Here is a 17,075-nt window from a genome sequence, read left to right on the forward strand (position 1 = left end):
GCCACCGCCTCGCGGTGACTGCCGCGGAATCCGGCGGTGTGCGGGGCGGGCAGGCCGACGCCGACCCGGACGGGCGCGTCCACCGCCCAGGCCGGGTCGGCCGCATCGGGCAGGTCACCGTCCAGGCCGATCCAGGCCCACAGCGCCGACGCCCCGGACGGAACGGTGAGCAGGCTGCCGTTGCCCAGCGCCGCGGCGTAGCGGGCGACGATCCGGTCCAGCAGGCCGACCACCTCGCCGGTGCCGTCCCGGCCCGGCGCGACGACGTCCGGGCGCACCGCCGCGTTGCCGTCCGGGAAGGGCGGGGTGGCGTCCTCGTCGGTCCAGAGCACCAGGGCCAGGTGCCGCTGCCCGAGCCGGTATCCGAGCCTGGCGGAAGCGGTTTCGATGTCCACGTCGGTACCGTCGAGCAGGGCGCGCACCAGTTCGGCGCGCTGGGTGAAGGCGGCGCGCAGACCGCGTTCGCGTTCGGCCATGTAGGTGTCGGTGAGGGTTTCGACCGAGGTGCTGACCCAGCGGGTGGTGCGGTCGAAAAGTCGCAGCAGTACGGATCTCTCGATGTCCGGCGGCAGCTGCCGCTGTTCGAGCACCTCGGTCATGTAGTCGATGACGGCTTCCTGGCCGAGGTGGTAGACGCGCAGCAGCAGCCGCACGTCGTAGCCGCGGCGGGCGACGGTGCGGGCGAAGGCGTGGGCTTCCTCGGGGACCGGGTATTCGATGCGGTCCTGGGTGAGGCCGCTCAGCACGGCGACCGCGTGGGCGCGGCTGCTGGCGGCGAGGTCGCGGCGCATATCGCGGTCCCGCAATTCGGGGATGCGGGCGATGATCGCGTTGTCGAGGCGGGTGACGACTTCTTCGAGGGTGGCGGCGGGGAGGGTTTCGGCGACGAAGTCCGCGATCCACTGCCGGATCTCGGCGCTGTTCACCGTCGTCGCCATATCGAACCTCTCAACTTGTACCCAGAGCACAAAACCGACCGGAACAATTGACCCGATTGGCCAAGCATCGACCCCCGAAATTGTGTCACGATCATAGTCCAGTGAGCTACCACACAGCTCGCCGTCGCAACGTAGCGCACGTGGGGAAGGCACATCGTGACCAATACCGAACCCGCCGCGGGCACCGCTCGCAAGACCGGGACCCGCAAGGCCGCCGGAACCGCGGTGAAGGCCGACAAGAAGCCGGAAGCCCCGGCGACCGAACTCGAGATCCGCAATCCGGCGACCGGTGCGCTGACGGGCACGGTGCCGATCGATTCGGCCGAGACGGTCGCCGCCAAGGTCCGCGAACTGCGCGCGCATCAGCCCGCCTGGGAGGCCATCGGCCCCGAGGGGCGCAAGGAGTGGCTGCTCAAGTTGCAGGACTGGTTGGTGGACAACACCGATCACCTGGCCGACGTGCTGCAGTCCGAGACCGGCAAGGCCCGCGTCGACTCGCTCATCGACCCCGCGTTCTCGGTCGACCTGACCGGCTACTACGCCCGTCGGGCCGCGAAATTCCTTGCCGACGAACACCCTTCGCCGCACAGCCCGCTGGCCCGGGTCAAGCAGCTGACCACCGTGTTCCGGCCGTACCAGGTGGTCGGCGTGATCACCCCGTGGAACTTCCCGCTGGCCATGCCGGTCATCGACGTGATCCCGGCGCTGGCCGCCGGTGCGGCCGTCATCCTGAAACCGTCGGAGGTGACACCGCTTTCGGCCGTCGAGCTGGCGCGCGGCTGGCGTGAGATCGGCGCTCCCCCGGTGTTCGAGGTGGTCACCGGCGCGGGTGCGACGGGCGCGGCCGTGGTCGAGACCGCGGACTACATCCAGTTCACCGGTTCCACCGCCACCGGCCGCAAGATCGCCGCCGCGGCCACCGAGCGGATGATCCCGTTCAGTCTCGAACTGGGCGGTAAGGACCCGGCCATCGTGCTGGCCGACGCCGACCTCGACCGTGCCGCGTACGGCATCGCCTACGGCGGCATGTTCAATGCCGGGCAGGTCTGCATCTCGGTCGAGCGGGTGTACGTGGAAGCGCCGGTGTACGAGGAGTTCGTGACCAAGCTGACCGCCGCGGTCAAGGAGATCCGCCAGGGCGTGGACGGCCGTAAACCGCAGTACGACATGGGCGCACTGGCCAACGAGAGCCAGGCGCGGATCGTGCAGAGCCATGTCGAGGACGCCGTCAAGGCGGGCGCGCGGATCACGACCGGTGGTCAGCGGACCGGTGTCGGAACGCTGTTCGAGCCGACCGTGATCGCCGACGCCGACCACACCATGACCTGCATGACCGAGGAGACCTTCGGGCCGACCCTGCCGGTCATGAAGGTGGCCAACGAGGCGGAAGCCATTCGTATGGCCAATGATTCGATCTACGGCCTGTCGGCCTCGGTGTGGTCGCGGGACAAGGATCGTGCCGAACGTGTTGCGCGCCAGTTGAACGCGGGCGCGGTGAACATCAACGACGTCTTCGCCAATATGTTCAGCTTCGCGCTGCCCATGGGCGGCTGGGGCCTGTCGGGCACCGGCGCGCGCTGGGGCGGCGCCAACGGTGTCCGCAAGTACTGCCGTCAGCAGGCCATCACCAAGCCGATCCTGCCGACGCAGACCAAAGAGCCGCTGTGGTTCCCGTATTCGCCGCCCAAGCTGACCTTCGCCATGGCCGCCCTGCGGGCCGCCGGTACGCGCGGGCTGCGGCGCATCGACGTGCCCGCCATCATCAAGACCGTTCGGGGGAAGTGATGACCGACTTCGGAAGCATCGCCGGGAAGGTCGTCGTCATCACCGGCGGCGCGCGCGGCATCGGCCTGGCCACCGCCACCGCGTTGCAGGCGCTCGGCGCGAAAATCGCCATCGGCGACATCGACGAGACCACGGTCAAAGAGTCCGGGGCCGCACGGGGTTTCGACGTGTACGGCAAGCTGGACGTCACCGACCAGCAGTCGTTCGGGGAGTTCCTCGACGAGGTCGAGCAGCGGCTCGGCCCGATCGACGTGCTGATCAACAATGCCGGGATCATGCCCACCGGGCGCGTGGTGGACGAGCCGGATCAGATCACCCGCCGCATTCTCGACATCAATGTGTACGGCGTGATCCTCGGTTCCAAGCTGGCCATCGCGCGCATGCTGCCGCGCGGGCGCGGGCAGGTCATCAATATCGCGTCGCTGGCGGGCGAGACCCACATTCCGGGCCTGGCCACCTACAACGCCAGCAAGCACGCGGTGCTGGGTTTCACCGACACGCTGCGCGAGGAGTACCGCGGCACCGGGCTCGAGTTCTCCTCGGTGCTGCCGACGCTCACCAAAACCGAACTGGGGACCGGGATCACGGCGCCCAAGCTGCTGCGCCCGGCCGAGCCGGAGGAGATCGCGGACGCCATCGCCAAGCTGATCGTCGAGCCGCGTCCGAAGGTCCGGGTGACCACGGTGGCGGGCATCATCTCGCAGGTGGTGGGCTTGCTGCCGCAGTCGGTGGGCGATGCCCTCGGGCGGGCGCTGGGCGCGCAGTCGGCGTTCCTCGACGATGTGGACTCCGACGCGCGCAAGGCGTACGAGCACCGGGTGCGCGACTAGCGTCATAGGGTCGGCGGCATGGGTGAACCGAGCGCGGTGTTCGTCGGATTGTCGACACTGGATCTGTCCTATGCCGTCGACCGGTATCCGCTCGAGGACACCAAGACTCGGGCGGACGGGCTGTTCCTGGGCGCGGGCGGCCCGGCCGCCAATGCGGCGATCACGCACGCGTTCCTGGCGTCCGGCCGTCACACCATGCTGGTGACGGCCCTGGGCGAACACGCACTGGCACAGTCGATCCGCGCCGATCTGCGCGCACGGGGTGTCGAGATCCGGGACGAGGCGGCCGGGGAGACCGGCAGGCCGCCCGTCTCCTCCATCGTCGTGGCGGCCGAAACCGGCACCCGCACCATCGTTTCGACCGACGGCTCGGGCATGGATCCGTACCCCAGCCTGGAGTCGCACTATCTGGACGACGCGGACATCGTGCTGGTGGACGCGCACTACCCGCGGCTCGCCTTCGAGGCCGCGGACGCCGCGAGAGACGTGCCGGTGGTGCTGGACGGTGGCCGCTGGCGGGAGGATGTCCACCGGAAGCTGCTGCCGGACATCGATATCGCGATCTGCTCGAGTGCCTTCACTCCTCCGGAGCTGGACGGTGACGCCGACGCGGTGATCGACTTCCTGCACGCCACCGGACCGCAGCTGGTCGCGGTCACGAACGGCGGCGGGGCGATCCGCTATTCGAGCCCCGAGGGCCGTGGCGTCATCGAGGTGGCCGCCGACGGCATCGTCGACACGCTCGGCGCGGGCGACATCCTGCACGGCGCGTTCTGCTACTTCCACGCCCGCGGCGAGGACTTCCCGCTGGCATTGCGGCATGCCGCGGAGGTGGCCACGCTGTCCTGCCGCTTCCCCGGCACCCGGGAATGGATGCGGCACTTCGCCTCTCAGTCGATGCGGTAGCCGCGCCCCGCCTTGCGCAATATCAGATCGGCGCGGGACCGCGTGGTCTCGACCAGCGCGGCATTGCGCAGATCACTGTGCGCCACTTTGATTTTCGCTGCTTCCGGGGTGCGACCGCCGCGAATATGCCTGCGCACCAGGCGCTGTTCGATGATCGGCCGGGGCACGTCCAGGTACCAGGTCTCGTCGAGCAGCGGACGCACGCCCGACCAGTCCGGGTGGGCGCGATCGTCGAGCAGCAGGTAGTTGCCCTCGGTGACCACGATGGTCTGGCGGTCGACGATGACACCGCCCGGGACCGGTTCGTGGATCTCGCGATCGTAGGTGGGCCAGGGCACGGGGATGCCGGGCGCGGTGTCGCGGACCGTGCGCAGCAGCGTGACGTAGCCGGTCGCGTCGAAGGTGTCGGGTTCGCCCTTGCGGTCGAGGATTCCGGCGGTGCGTAGTTGAGAGTTGGTGAGGTGGAAGCCGTCCATCGGCGCGACATCGGAGATCGTCGCGCCCGCGGCCAGATTCAGTTCGTCGCGAATGCCGCGGGCGAGGGTGGATTTGCCCGCGCCGGGCGGGCCCGCGATCCCGAGCAGAAACCGACCGGGATGCCCCTCCGCGCGGCGGCGGACACGAGCCGCCAACTCCGCCAAGGAGGTTTCGACACTGCCGCGTATCGCCACCCCACAACCCTACGGGGATTCAGCGCCCGCCTTCGGGAATGGCGCGCACCAGCGCCCGCAGATCGCTCTCCAGCAGCCGCGACAACCGGTAGGTGAGCACGAACGCCAGCACCCCGCCCACGCTGAGCCAGCGCAGCGGGACGATCACCAGCGACAGATCCGCGGTGGACACGAAGGTCATGGTGGCGACGCCGAGCAGCGGCACCGAGGCCGCCGCCGCCAGATACACATTGCTGCGCCGCGCCAGCGCCGAGAGCTGCCGCCGATCCGCGGGCCCGACCGAGCCGCGCGCCAGCAGCTGCGGATACAGCGACCGCACCGAATACACCATGATCAGGAAGAACGGATAGGCCAGCGCGATGAGCGCACACACCACCTGCGCGGCGAAGAAATGCCAGAAGGCATTGTGCGGCAGGTCCGCTCCCGCGCCCTCCAGCGCCAGCGGCCACACGACGCCCGCGAGCACCCACATGGCGAACGGAATCCACACCGCCCGCTCCCCCATCAGCAGGGTGTCCGCGCGGGCGCGGGCAAGCTGCGCGGGGGTGTAGTCGTGACCGCGCGCGAGCCGGTAGGACACCGTCAGCGGCCGCCGCGCCAGCCACAGCAGCAGCAGCGCGGCCAGCGGGAAGGTGATGGCATTGTTCACCAGCGCCACCTGCTCGAACCGATGCTGATCCACCGTCGAGAGCTCATCCACGATGAGGCTCTTGTTGATTCGCACGTTGTACCAGCTGGCCAGCGCGTTGGGCAGGCCCACGCACAGCGCCGCGATCGGCACCGGCCAGCCCCGCAAACGCGCCCACAGGCTGTGCCGCGGCGGATCCACCAGATCCCGCGCCCGCGCGTCCAGGCACAGATCCAGCTGCCCCGCCAGCTGGCCCCCGCTCTGCCAGCGCCGCGACGGCTCGGGCCGCAGGCATTCCAGCAGCACGCGCCGCAGCGCGGCCGGAGTATCGGAGGGCAGGGTGGCCAACGCCGCCGGGGGCACGCCCGCGATCCGGCGAGCCAGCATGTGCCGCACGACACCCGATTCACCCTCGGTGTCGTCGAACGGCAGTGTGCCGGTGAGCATTTCCCACAGCACTACGCCCAGTGAGTAGATGTCGCTGCGGGTATCCGGTAGCGGCGCGGCCGAATCCAGCAGCGCCGCCAGCGCTTCCGGCGACCGGTACCGCAGCGCCTCGCCGTCCTTCGCGCCCAGCGGTCGCGCACCGTTCAGCTCGGCGCGCGAATACGTCGGTCCCATCGCGAAATCCGCGAGTTTGGGCACGCCTTCCGCGGTGAAGAGCACATTGCCCGGCCGGATGTCGTGATGCGACGCCCCCTGGCGTTGCCCGTAGTCCAGCGCCTCCGCCAGCCGACGCCCCACCCACGCAACGGTTTCCGGCCAGGTCAGCCCGGCGATCTCACTGCGGATGGGCGATCCGGCGGGCCGGCTCTCGCCCTTGGCTTCCATCGCGGCGTCGACGGCGCGCAACAGCAGTCGGCCGTCGACGCCGGCACCGTCCGCGACGGCCGTCTGCCGGGTGCCGTTCCTGCGCCGGGTACTCCGACCGCCCGGTCGGGCGAGCGCGGTGGCGCCGTCCGTCGTGGCGGCGGCCGCCCGCGCGGCCCGCAGGTGCGCCAGCACCCCCTCGGCCGTACCGCCCGGCAGGTACTGCATGTACAGCAGCCGCAACGGTTTTCCGGTGCTGCCGTCGGCGATCAGCCGCTGGTCGAAGACGCGCACGATGTGCTGGTGGTCGAGCTGGGCGACGGTGTCGGTGTCGCTGTCCACGCCCGCCTCCACCCGCACCGCGACCAGTCGCTGCATGGACCGTTGCCGGGCCAGGAACATGCGGCGGCCGTCGCCGCCGCCGAGATCGGTGAGCAGGTCGAAATCATCGAGGCGCCGCCCGATTTCGATGCCGTCGGGCAGCACCGAGGGCTCCGGAGGCGGGGTCTCGCCGCTGAAGCGCCGCCGGATCTCCCCGGCCGCCTCCGGGTATTCGGCGGTGAAGGTGTCGACGTCCAGCGGCCGGAAGCGGCTGCGGGCCAGGTATTCCTCGCACACCAGATCCACGTAGCCCGGGCTGCTGCGCATCTCCGGGAATTCCTTGCGGTACTCGGTGATCCGCTTCTCCAGCCCGGCGCGCCGCCAGCGCTGCCGCATGTCCACCCGGACCAGATCGGTGAGCACGGCCAGCCGGACGGCGTCACCGTCGGGCAGGTACCCGGCCAATCGCGGTGGTTCGCCGCGGTCACCTCGGAGAGCGGATTCCCAGTCGGTGGCGAAACGGGCGAGGGCCTGCCCCGGCAGTTCGCTCACGATTGCGAACCCGCCGTGTTCCCGGCCGACGGCCGTGCCGGTGCCACCACCCGCTCCAACGCCGCCAGATCGGCCTCCAATGCCCGGAACATGATGTAGACGGCCACGAACGCGGCGATACCGCCCACGCTGAGCACCCGCACCGCGACGATCACCTGGGGAATGTCGTCCGGTGGCAGGAACGTCACGCCCGCCACCGCCAGCAGCGGAATCGATGCCGCCACCGCCAGATACGTGGTGCAGCGGCGGCCCAGCCGGTGCAGCCACACCGCGTCCTCGGCGCTGATGTCCCCGTGCCGCAGGAACATCGGATAGATGCAGCGCACCAGATAGAAGGTCACCAGGAAGAACGGGTACGCCACCGCGATGGCCCCGCACACCACCAGCGACACCAGGAAGTGCACGACCCCGCTCACCGGCAGGTCGCTGGCCGTGAGCCGCAGGGTGAGCGGGAAGGTGACGCCCGCGATCACCCACAGCGAGAACACCACCGACGAAATGCGCTCCCCCGCGAGCAGCACGTCGGCCCGCGCCCGCCGCAGCGTCTCAGGATCGTATTCGGTGCCCTTGCGCAGTCCGCGCGGCACCACGATCACGTATCGGCACAGGTAGGCGATGACGGCCGCGCCGAGCGGGAAGAACACCAGGTTCACCGTGGCCGTGGTGAGCACGAAGGTGTTCATGGCGGGCCCGGACAGGTGGCTGATGATGAAGGACCGGTTGTGCGCGATGTTGTAGAGCGACGCCAGCAGATTCGGCACCGCCACCGCGAGCGAGACCAGTGGAATCAGCCACGGCCGCAAGCGCATCCGCCAGCTGTGCGGCGGCGGATCGACCAGATCGCGGCCCCGCTCGTCCAGGCACATGTCGAGTTGTTTGGCCAGTACCGCGCCGTCGGCCCAGCGCTGTTCGCGGTCGGGGGCCAGGCAGGTGAGCAGTACCCGGCGCAGTGCGGCCGGGCAGTCGGCCGGTACCCGGTCGAGGGCGGCCGCCTCGACGCCGCCGCGACGGCGGTCGAGCATGGCCTCGAGGGTGGTGCGGTCGCCGTGGTCGCCGGGCCCGGCGGTGGTGTCGTCGAAGGGTTTCGCGCCGGTGAGCAGCTCCCAGAGCACGACGCCGAGGGAGAAGATATCGGCGCGGGTATCGAGATCGGCGGCGCTGCGCGAGCTGCCCGGGTGGCAGGCCTCGAGCTGTTCCGGGGACATGTAGGACAGCGAACCACCGAAGTAGGAGACCGGGCTGCTGCTGTCGAGATCCCGGCTGAAACTGATATTGAAATCTGCCAGTTTCGGTACCGCTTCGGCGGTGAGCAGCACATTGGCCGGCTTCACATCCCGGTGCAGCACCCCGTGCCCGTCCGCGTAATCCAGCGCCTCGGCCAGCCGACGCCCCAGCCACGCAACGGTTTCCGGCCAGCTCAGCCCCGCCAGCTCCGCGCGAACGCTGGAATCGGTGGGCCGGATCTCGCCCTTCTCCTCCATGGCCGCGTCCACCGCGTCCAGCAGCAGCTGCCCGCTGCGCTCGGCGGGCGGCGTGGCCCGCACCCAGCGCAGCACGCCGAGCAGGGTGCCGCCGGGCAGGAACTGCATGTACAGCAGCCGCAGCCGCCGCCCGGACGCGGTCCGCAGATCCGACATCAGCCGCTGGTCGAAGACCCGCACGATGTAGTCGTGGTCGAGCTGGGCCAGCGTCTGCGGTTCGGTGCCGTGGTCGGCGGAGATCTTCACGGCCACCAGGCGTTGCAGGGACCGCTGCCGGGCCAGGAAGACGCGCGCGAAGGCCCCGGCCCCGAGACTGGTCAGCAGGTCGAAATCATCGATGCGCTGGCCGATTTCGATGTGGTCGAGCAGATCGCCGGTGTCCGGGGCGCTGATGCCGTCGGTGGCCCGGGCGTGCTCGAGCGAGGCGGCGATCGACGGCGAAGGCTCCTCGAACAGGGTCACCTCACCCGGTTCCGGCACCCGCGTGGTGTCCCCGTCGACGGGCCGCAGCGTGGTCTCGCCCGAGGCGGGGACGGTACCGGCGAACCCGAAGTCGCCGCGCGTCGACTCGTCCAGCATGGCCCGGTGGGTGCTCTGGTCCTCGTCATCGGCGTTGAGCAGTTCGCGCAGCGCCTCCGCCTGATGCGGGTACTCGTGCAGGCAGTCGCGCGGATCCACCCGCTCGCCGCTGTGCCGACGGATCACGAACTCCTCGTACACCAGTCCGGCGGGCAGATCTCGGATGGTGAGTTCGGGGAATTCCGAGCAGTATTCGCGCAAACGCTTCGGCGGCGACGGCTTCCCGCCCGGCCGACGCAGCCAGCGATGCCGCAGGTCCACCCGGATGAGCTCGATCAGCGCGCCGCGGCGCAGGGCGGCGGCGTCGGGGAGATAGTCGGCGATGCGGGGCGGCGCGGCAGCGGTGTCCCAGGCCGCCGCGAACGCGACGACCGCAGCGAATTCCGTTCCGGCCGCATAACCCCCGGAACGATGGTCGGAACCAGAAGTCATGTCCGCACCCATCCGGCTCGGCACGGATGTCGTCGATCCGTACTGTCGATCCTGAAGGTGTCGTGGATTCTCAGATTAGGACAAAGAAGCCGCCACACCCGACACCATCATCCCCGACCAATAGCGGGAATGATAACTTGCGGCTCACGAGCGGATCACCCGATTTCGACACGAAGCGACGGGGGAACACGAGCATGTACGACGAGGGCACGGCGCTGACGGCGGATCACGTCACCGCCACCACCGAGGAGGCAGCGGTGGCGAGCACCACGACCGATTCCGACACCCCATCCGAAGCCCGTCCGCCCGTGGATCTCACCACGGCCGCCGGCACCGCCGCGGCCGTGCAGCACGGTTCGATCACCCCCGAGGAGGCCGTCGAGGCCGCCCTGGCCCGCATCCGCGCCCGCGATCGAAAGTTGAACGCCTTCAGCCTGGTTCGCGAGGAGGCCGCCCGGATCGAGGCCCGCGCGGTGGCCGAGCGCCAGGATCTCGACATCCTGCCGCTGGCCGGGGTGCCCATCGCGGTCAAGAACAATATCGACGTCGCCGGGGAGGTGACCCGCGGCGGTTCGCTGTCGGGCTCGGACACCCCCGCTGCCGCCGATCACGAGGTGGTGCGGCGACTACGCGCGGCGGGCGCGGTGATCGTCGGCCTCACCAATGTCCCCGAGTTCGGGCTCTGGGGTGTCACCGACGGACCGGGCAGCATCACCCGCAGCCCGTGGAACACCCGCTACTCCGCAGGCGGCTCGTCGGGCGGTTCCGGTTCGGCGGTGGGTTCCGGCATGGTCGCCATCGCGCACGGCAACGACGGTCTCGGCTCGGTCCGTATTCCGGCGGCCTGCAACGGGGTGGTGGGTCTCAAACCCGGACGCGGCCTGGTGCCCGCCGACGTGGGCGTGGACTCCTGGGGCGGGATGACCGAGAACGGCGTTCTCGCAACGACTGTCGCGGATACCGCGCTCATGCTCTCGGTGCTCGCCGACCGTCCCGATCTCGCCGATCTGGAGACGCCGTCGACGCTGCGCATCGGCCTGGCGACGGGAGCGCCGCTGCCGCTCACCCATATCGACCTGGCCTGGACGGCCGCCGCCGACAAGGCCGCCGCGGCCGCGTCCCAGGCGGGCCACATCATCGGGGTCGCCGAACTGCCCTATCAGGGCGCGACTTTCGCGTTGATGCTGCGCTGGCTGGGCAACGCCGCCCGCGAGGCGGCCACGGTCCCGCACCCGGATCGACTGCAGCGCCGCACCCGCACCCACGTGGCGCTGGGCAAGGCGGTGCTGAAGTCGGGGCTGCTGCGGCCGTCGCAGGTGGATCGGGTGGAGGCCCGGCTGCTCGACTACTTCGAGCGCTACGACGTGGTCATCACCCCGACGCTGGCCACCCCGGCCCCGCGCGCCCGGCGCTGGCATTCGCGGCCGTGGCTGGCGAATGTCCTTGCCAATGTGCGGTTCTCGCCGTTCACCCCGGTGTGGAATCTGGTCGGCTGGCCCGCGCTGTCCATTCCGATGGGCCTGCATCCGCGAACCGGCACGCCGGTCGCCGCCCAGATCGCGGGCCCGCCCGGCAGCGAATCCACGATTCTGCGCCTGGCCGCCCAGATCGAGGCCGCGCACCCTTGGCAGCGCCTGGCCCCGTAACCGACAACACGAAAAACGCCCGCACGGGATGGCGGCAACCTCCGACTCTCTGCCGCCACCCTTTGCGGGCGTTCGTTTTTCGTGCCGGTGACCGCTACTGCGCGGCGACCGGCTCCTTGGTCTCGGCGAAGCCGCCTTCGAGGACGCGGGCCGCGAACTCGAGGATGGTCGGCCGGTCGTCGTCGGCGCGCCACGCGACCGCGAGCTCACACGGTGCGAGACCGGTCAGCGGGCGGGCGGTCAGGCCGGGCCAGCGGTACATGGGCACATTGTTCTCGGCCAGCAGGCATACGCCCAGGCCGAGGCTGACGGCCTCGAGCCGCTCCTCGGCGGTGGCCGCCTCCGCGCCGATCTTGGCCTGGCGGCCGCCGCGGGCGTCCGCGCCGAGCCAGAAGTCCCGGGCCGCACCGGCTTCGGCAGGCATGGCGATGAACGGCTCGTCGATCAGATCGGCGAAGTCGATGCTCTCCTGCCCGGCCAGCGCGTGGTTCTCCGACAGCAGCACCCAGCGCGGCTCGGTGCGCAGCACCTGCCAGCGGTAGCGGCTGGTGTCGGGCACGGGCAGCCACATGAGCGCCAGGTCCGCCTGTCGCCCGGCCAGGCCGCTGGACGGGTCGGTCCAGGACGCGGAGTGCAGGGCAAGCCGGTGGCCGCTGGCGCTCTCCAGGTCGGTGATCAGGCCGCGTCCGATGGAGGACTGGATGCCGACGCGCAGCACCTCACCGGCCTCCTGCAGGGCGACATTGGTGACTTCCCACAGCTCCAAGATCTTCCGTGCGCCTTCGAGGAGTTCTTTTCCGGCGACGGTCAGGGCCACGCTGCGCTGGTTGCGGTCGAACAGCACGACGTCGAGCTGGCGCTCCAGCTGACGAATCTGTCGTGACAGGGTGGGTTGTGCGATGTGCAGCCGCTGGGCGGCGTTCGTGAAATGCAGTTCCTCAGCGACGGCGACGAAATACCGCAGGTCGCGCAAATGCGGGTCCATAGCCCCTTGCTATCAGAATCGGTCTTGATTTTCCAGCCGTATCCGACCCGAAAGTTTGCAACAGGATCAGAAAACAGCCGTCAGGTTTGTTAAGGACAGCATAGGGCGCAACAGAGGCATTCTGTTAACCGGATCCGCGAATTCCTGGCCAATCCGCCGAACTCTCGCACGGGAACCCAAGCGAACACTTGACCAGCACTTAAGGGAACCCCAAACCGAACCGGCGATCCGGGCGCTGACCCGGTCGCGGACTTCCAGCAACGGCGGACCGAGGGAACCGGTACCCCAAACAAATCGCCGTAGTGATATTCCTCACACACGAGCAAAAAGCCGCCCCAAATCATGGGACGGCTTCCTGGCGAGGTCTCGGGGGGGTTCGGGGGCGAAGCCCCTGAGAGCTACCGAGAGTTGGTACTACCCGCCGTAGACCTTCGGGTCGAGGGTGCCGATGTAGGGCAGATCGCGGTAGCGCTCGGCGTAGTCGAGGCCGTAGCCGACCACGAACTCGTTGGGGATGTCGAAACCGACCGCCATCACGTCCACCTGGGTGCGCAGCGCATCGGGCTTGCGCAGCAAGGTGACGACCTCCAGCGAAGCCGGGTTGCGGCTGGAGAGATTGCGCAGCAGCCACGACAGCGTCAGACCGGAGTCGATGATGTCCTCGACGATCAGCACATTTCGGCCCGCGATGTCCTTGTCCAGGTCCTTCATGATGCGCACGACGCCCGAGGAGGAGGTGGACGACCCGTAGGACGAGACCGCCATGAACTCCATCTGGGTCGGCACGGTGAGCTTCTTGGCCAGATCGGTCATGAAGAAGATCGCGCCCTTGAGCACGCCCACCAGCAGCAGGTCGCCCTCCGGGGCATCCGCGGGATAGCGCTTGGCGACCAGTTCGGCGAGTTCCTCGACCTTGCTGGCGATCTCTTCCTCGCTGATCAGCACCGACGCGATGTCGTCCCCGTACACGTCCGCTGGTATCCCTTCAGTGATGTGTCGAACCACTGCGCGTCTGCCACGCGCGGGTTCACTCCGACCTGAGTATGAGCCTGCCATGTTCACGCGCGGCAACCAACCTGGTCCCGCTGGGTGAACCGCCGACCGCGACACCGCCCTGCCCACGCCATTGTGTGACCAGCGCCTCGACCGCCCGTAACTTGCTGTCCGTCAATGATTTTGCGCCACGCTCCAGCAGCCACGCGCGAATGACGCGGCGGCGCAGCGCGGGCGCGACAGTGGCGAGCGTCTCGATATACAGCGCGTCGCCCTCCCGCGCGTCGTCCAGCAACCCCTTGGCGAGCCCATCCAGCACCTCCCCGTCCTCCCGCAACTGCGCCGCCGTCCGCGCCAGCGCAGCCGCCACCCCACCCCCGAGCACCTCCTCCAGCAGCGGCAGCACCTCCCCCCGCAGCCGCACCCGCGTGAACTCCGGCGCACTGTTGTGTGGGTCCTCCCACGGATTTATCCCCAGGTCTCCACAGAGCTCCCGCGTCACACTCCGCCGCACCCCGAGCAACGGCCGCCCCCACGGGGAATCGAACTCCGCCATCCCTCGAATCGACCGCGCCCCCGACCCACGTGCCAACCCGAGCAATACGGTCTCGGCCTGGTCATCGAGTGTGTGCCCGAGCAGCACCGGAAGCCCCTGCCGCGCTTCATCCAAGGCGGCGTATCTGGCCTGCCGGGCGGCGGCCTCGAGCCCGCCCTCGGTTCCCACCGACACGGTCAGCACCCGGGCCGACCGGCAGCCGAGACGCTGCGCCACGGCCACCGCGTCGGCAGCCACCTCCGCCGACCCGGCCTGCAATCCGTGATCCACGATCAGCGCGTCGACCACCTCGGCCTCCGCGCATGCCGCCGCGGTGAGCGCCAGCGAGTCGGCCCCGCCGGACAGGGCCACGGCGACCACGCCCTCGGGTGCGTACCGCGCCAGCCACTCCCGCACCGCGCGCCGCATGTCCAGCGCGGCAGGCGTCTCTGGCAGCCGAGACCGATCATTCACGCCCCGATCGTCGCACGTGCTCCCCGTCGTCATATGCGACGCCAATCCACGACGCGGCCCAGGGCACGTCACGATCACCGGCTTCGCGCCAGCTGCGAGGCGCGGCGGCGGATTCTCACCTCCTCCGCAGGGCAAGCCTGCGACGGCAGCACAACGTGAGTCGGACCCGCCGGTCACTCCGGGCGGGCTCGGCCGCATGAATCCCGGCTGGGTGCGTCTGCTTCCGCCCGGCGGCGCGACTCAGCCCAGAACCCGGGTCACCCAGCGTTGCGGGTCGCCGATTTCGTCTGTGCGGGGCAGGGTTTCGGGGCTGGTCCAGATGGTGTTGAAGCGTTCCATGCCGACGGTGTCGACGACCTCGTCGACGAAGGCCTTGCCGCGCACGTACTGGGCGATCTTGGCGTCCATGCCGAGCAGGGCGCGCAGCAGGCGCTGGATGGGGTTGGCGGGGCGCTTGCGGCGCTGGTCGAAGGCGGCGCGGATGCGGGCCACCGAGGGCACCACGGCGGGGCCGACGGCGTCCATGACGTGATCGGCGTGGCCCTCGAGGAGGGTGCCGAGCATGATCAGGCGGTCGAGGGCGTCGCGCTGGGGTTCGGCCTGGGTGGCGCGCAGCAGTCCGACGACGCCGCCCGCCGGATCCTCGATGCCCTTGCGGCGCGCCTGCACGGCCTCCAGCAGCCGGGCGGCCATGTCCGCGAGCGGTTCGTCCCCGGCCTCGCCGAGCAGTTCGACATTGGCGCGCATGTAGTCGGCGATCCAAGGCGCGGAAGAGAACTGGACCCGGTGGGTGACCTCGTGCAGGCACACCCAGAGCCGGAAGTCGCTGGGCTGCACGCCGAGTGCGCGTTCCACCGCCATGATGTTGGGCGCGACCAGCAGCAGGGTGCCGTCGGGCCCGGTGAACGGGTCGTACTGGCCGAGAATGGCCGTGGACAGGAACGCCAGCATGGCCCCGGCCTGCACCCCGGCCGGTTTGCCGACGAACTTGGCCGCCCCCGGCTCGACGCCGCTGCCGGTGAGCTGCGCCATCGAGTCGGCGGCGGCGCGAATCCAGCCCGGCCGGTCCACGATCAGCGCGTCCGGCACCACCGAGCCGTCGTCCAGGCCACTGACCTCGCGCACCGGCCCCTCGGCGCGCACCGAGGCGGCGGCGAGTTCGGCGACCGCCTGCTCGGCGGAGTACCGGGAGGTGCGCGGCCCGGAGGGCACCAGCGCGGCCCCGGTGCGGGCGGCCATGTTCCAGTCGACGACACCGGTCAGCGGGGTGCGTCGCCGCCCGGTCAGCTCACGACCTTCGGAATCGATGGGGGCCGAAGGAGTTTCGGGTCCGGTCATTGTCATCCACCCGTCAGGAGCAGCCACAGTTGCGCAGTGCGTTGGCGACGGCATCCAGCGCGGGTCGGCTCACCTCGGGCGGCCGATCGTTGGACATCAGGGCGAAGGTCAGGACCCGTCCGTCGCGGTCCAGCACATAACCCACCAACGCACTCGATACGGACAGAGTTCCTGTTTTGGCGCGAATCCAACCCGCCCCGTCGCGATCCCGGTCCACATATCGGCTCGCGAGCGACCCGGTGCCGCCCGCGACCGGCAGGTAGTCCAGCAGCGGTGCCAGCGGGGATCCGCTGGGCTTGTCCGCGGCCGGGTCGGCGGTCGCGGTGCCCTGCGCACCGGCGTTGTCGGGCAGGGCGGCCACGGTCAGCACCCGGTTGAGCAGGCGCGGCGGAATGTGGTCCTCGGTCGAAAGTCCGCTGTTGTCGGACATTTTCAGCCCGGTCAGGTCGAAGCCCGCGGCCTGCAGCACGGTCGACATGGCGGTGTCCGCACCGGTGAAGGAGGCTTCCTGCCCGCCCGCGACGGCGATCTCCCGGCCGATGGCCTCGGCCAGCACGTTGTCGGAGTGCACCATGGCCTGCAGCATGCGTTCGCGCAGCGGCGCGGACTGCACGGCGGCCAGCTGGGTGGCACCGGCCGGGGCATTGCCCATCGACACCTTCGCGGGATCAACCCCGAGTTCGGTGGCCAGCTTCTTGCCCGCGTCGAGCGCGGGAGTGGCTGTGCGCGGCGAATATTCGACCAGCGGATCCAACCGCCCGCCGTCGATCATGACGGGGTCCAGCGGCGCGATCGAGCCGCCCGCGATATCGGAGGTCTCCCAGCCCGGCGCGAAGTTCGGCCCGGCGTAAGCGGAGGTGTCGACCAGGATCGAGTCGACCCGCTGCCCGGAGTTCTTGATCTGCGCGACCAGGTCCTGCAGTTTCGGCGCGTCCGGGTAGTAGCCCTTACCGTCCGGCTGCGCGGTGATGGTCGGATCGCCGCCGCCGACCAGCACGATCTGGCCCGGCGTCGCGCCGGTGACCACCTTGGTGGTGACCCGATGATCGGCGGGCAACGCCAGCAGCCCGGCCGCGGTGGTGAGGATCTTGGCGGTGGAGGACGGGATCATCGCCTTGTCCGGGTCCATGGTCCACAGCACCTTGCCGGTGTCGCCGTCGGACACCGAGGC

Annotated in this window: 13 protein-coding genes; 4 read left to right on the forward strand and 9 right to left on the reverse strand. The window is 69.8% G+C overall.

The features are described 5' to 3' along the window. Positions 1 to 938: PucR family transcriptional regulator (locus ACWELQ_RS14050; RefSeq protein WP_452397435.1), on the reverse strand; the 938-nt coding region annotated here is incomplete at its 3' end. Positions 939 to 1,094: 156 nt separating this feature from the next. On the opposite strand from ACWELQ_RS14050, the gene ACWELQ_RS14055 reads away from it, so the two are divergent. From ACWELQ_RS14055 to ACWELQ_RS14065, 3 genes are read left to right on the forward strand one after another with little or no spacing between them, the layout of a single operon-like run. Next, positions 1,095 to 2,723, forward strand: a complete 1,629-nt coding sequence (locus tag ACWELQ_RS14055; RefSeq protein ID WP_452397436.1) for an aldehyde dehydrogenase family protein — start codon at positions 1,095 to 1,097, stop codon at positions 2,721 to 2,723. Beyond that, complete coding sequence (locus ACWELQ_RS14060; protein ID WP_452397437.1) at positions 2,723 to 3,553, forward strand: SDR family oxidoreductase; 831 nt, start codon at positions 2,723 to 2,725, stop codon at positions 3,551 to 3,553. Before ACWELQ_RS14055 ends, ACWELQ_RS14060 begins: the two co-directional genes overlap by 1 nt. An 18-nt stretch (positions 3,554 to 3,571) precedes the next feature. Further along, positions 3,572 to 4,459, forward strand: coding sequence for a PfkB family carbohydrate kinase (locus ACWELQ_RS14065; RefSeq protein ID WP_452397438.1), 888 nt, complete (start codon positions 3,572 to 3,574; stop codon positions 4,457 to 4,459). Here the strand turns inward: ACWELQ_RS14065 and ACWELQ_RS14070 are convergent. From ACWELQ_RS14070 to ACWELQ_RS14080, 3 genes are read right to left on the reverse strand one after another with little or no spacing between them, the layout of a single operon-like run. Next, positions 4,444 to 5,130, reverse strand: coding sequence for a nucleoside/nucleotide kinase family protein (locus tag ACWELQ_RS14070; protein ID WP_452397439.1), 687 nt, complete (start codon positions 5,128 to 5,130; stop codon positions 4,444 to 4,446). The two genes, ACWELQ_RS14065 and ACWELQ_RS14070, sit on opposite strands and share 16 nt — an antisense overlap. Positions 5,131 to 5,149: 19 nt before the next feature. After that, on the reverse strand, positions 5,150 to 7,441 hold the full coding sequence (locus ACWELQ_RS14075; RefSeq protein WP_452397440.1) for a serine/threonine protein kinase: 2,292 nt from the start codon (positions 7,439 to 7,441) through the stop codon (positions 5,150 to 5,152). Further along, the gene (locus ACWELQ_RS14080; protein WP_452397441.1) at positions 7,438 to 9,933 is read right to left on the reverse strand and encodes a protein kinase domain-containing protein; all 2,496 of its coding nucleotides are present in this window, start codon (positions 9,931 to 9,933) and stop codon (positions 7,438 to 7,440) included. Before ACWELQ_RS14080 ends, ACWELQ_RS14075 begins: the two co-directional genes overlap by 4 nt. A gap of 194 nt (positions 9,934 to 10,127) precedes the next feature. Here ACWELQ_RS14080 and ACWELQ_RS14085 point away from each other — a divergent pair, with 194 nt between their 5' ends. Next, positions 10,128 to 11,579 carry an amidase gene (locus ACWELQ_RS14085; protein WP_452397442.1) on the forward strand — a complete coding sequence of 484 codons (1,452 nt, stop codon included), beginning with the start codon at positions 10,128 to 10,130 and terminating at the stop codon, positions 11,577 to 11,579. Positions 11,580 to 11,673: 94 nt separating this feature from the next. On the opposite strand, the gene ACWELQ_RS14090 is transcribed toward ACWELQ_RS14085, so the two are convergent. The 5 genes from ACWELQ_RS14090 to dacB form a co-directional block, all read right to left on the reverse strand. Then, positions 11,674 to 12,564: a LysR family transcriptional regulator gene (locus ACWELQ_RS14090; protein ID WP_452397443.1), complete on the reverse strand. Its 891-nt coding sequence runs from the start codon at positions 12,562 to 12,564 to the stop codon at positions 11,674 to 11,676. A gap of 414 nt (positions 12,565 to 12,978) precedes the next feature. Further along, on the reverse strand, positions 12,979 to 13,533 hold the full coding sequence (gene hpt / locus ACWELQ_RS14095; RefSeq protein WP_379354686.1) for a hypoxanthine phosphoribosyltransferase: 555 nt from the start codon (positions 13,531 to 13,533) through the stop codon (positions 12,979 to 12,981). Positions 13,534 to 13,591: 58 nt separating this feature from the next. Continuing rightward, positions 13,592 to 14,521, reverse strand: a complete 930-nt coding sequence (gene tilS / locus ACWELQ_RS14100; RefSeq protein WP_452397446.1) for a tRNA lysidine(34) synthetase TilS — start codon at positions 14,519 to 14,521, stop codon at positions 13,592 to 13,594. Positions 14,522 to 14,806: 285 nt separating this feature from the next. Further along, a complete protein-coding gene (locus tag ACWELQ_RS14105; protein ID WP_452397444.1) occupies positions 14,807 to 15,910 on the reverse strand; it encodes a zinc-dependent metalloprotease in 1,104 nt (367 codons plus the stop codon). 7 nt (positions 15,911 to 15,917) lie between these two features. Continuing rightward, on the reverse strand, positions 15,918 to 17,075 hold a 1,158-nt coding region (gene dacB, locus ACWELQ_RS14110; protein WP_452397445.1), incomplete at its 5' end, for a D-alanyl-D-alanine carboxypeptidase/D-alanyl-D-alanine endopeptidase.

It is taken from the genome of Nocardia sp. NPDC004722, assembly GCF_053601505.1.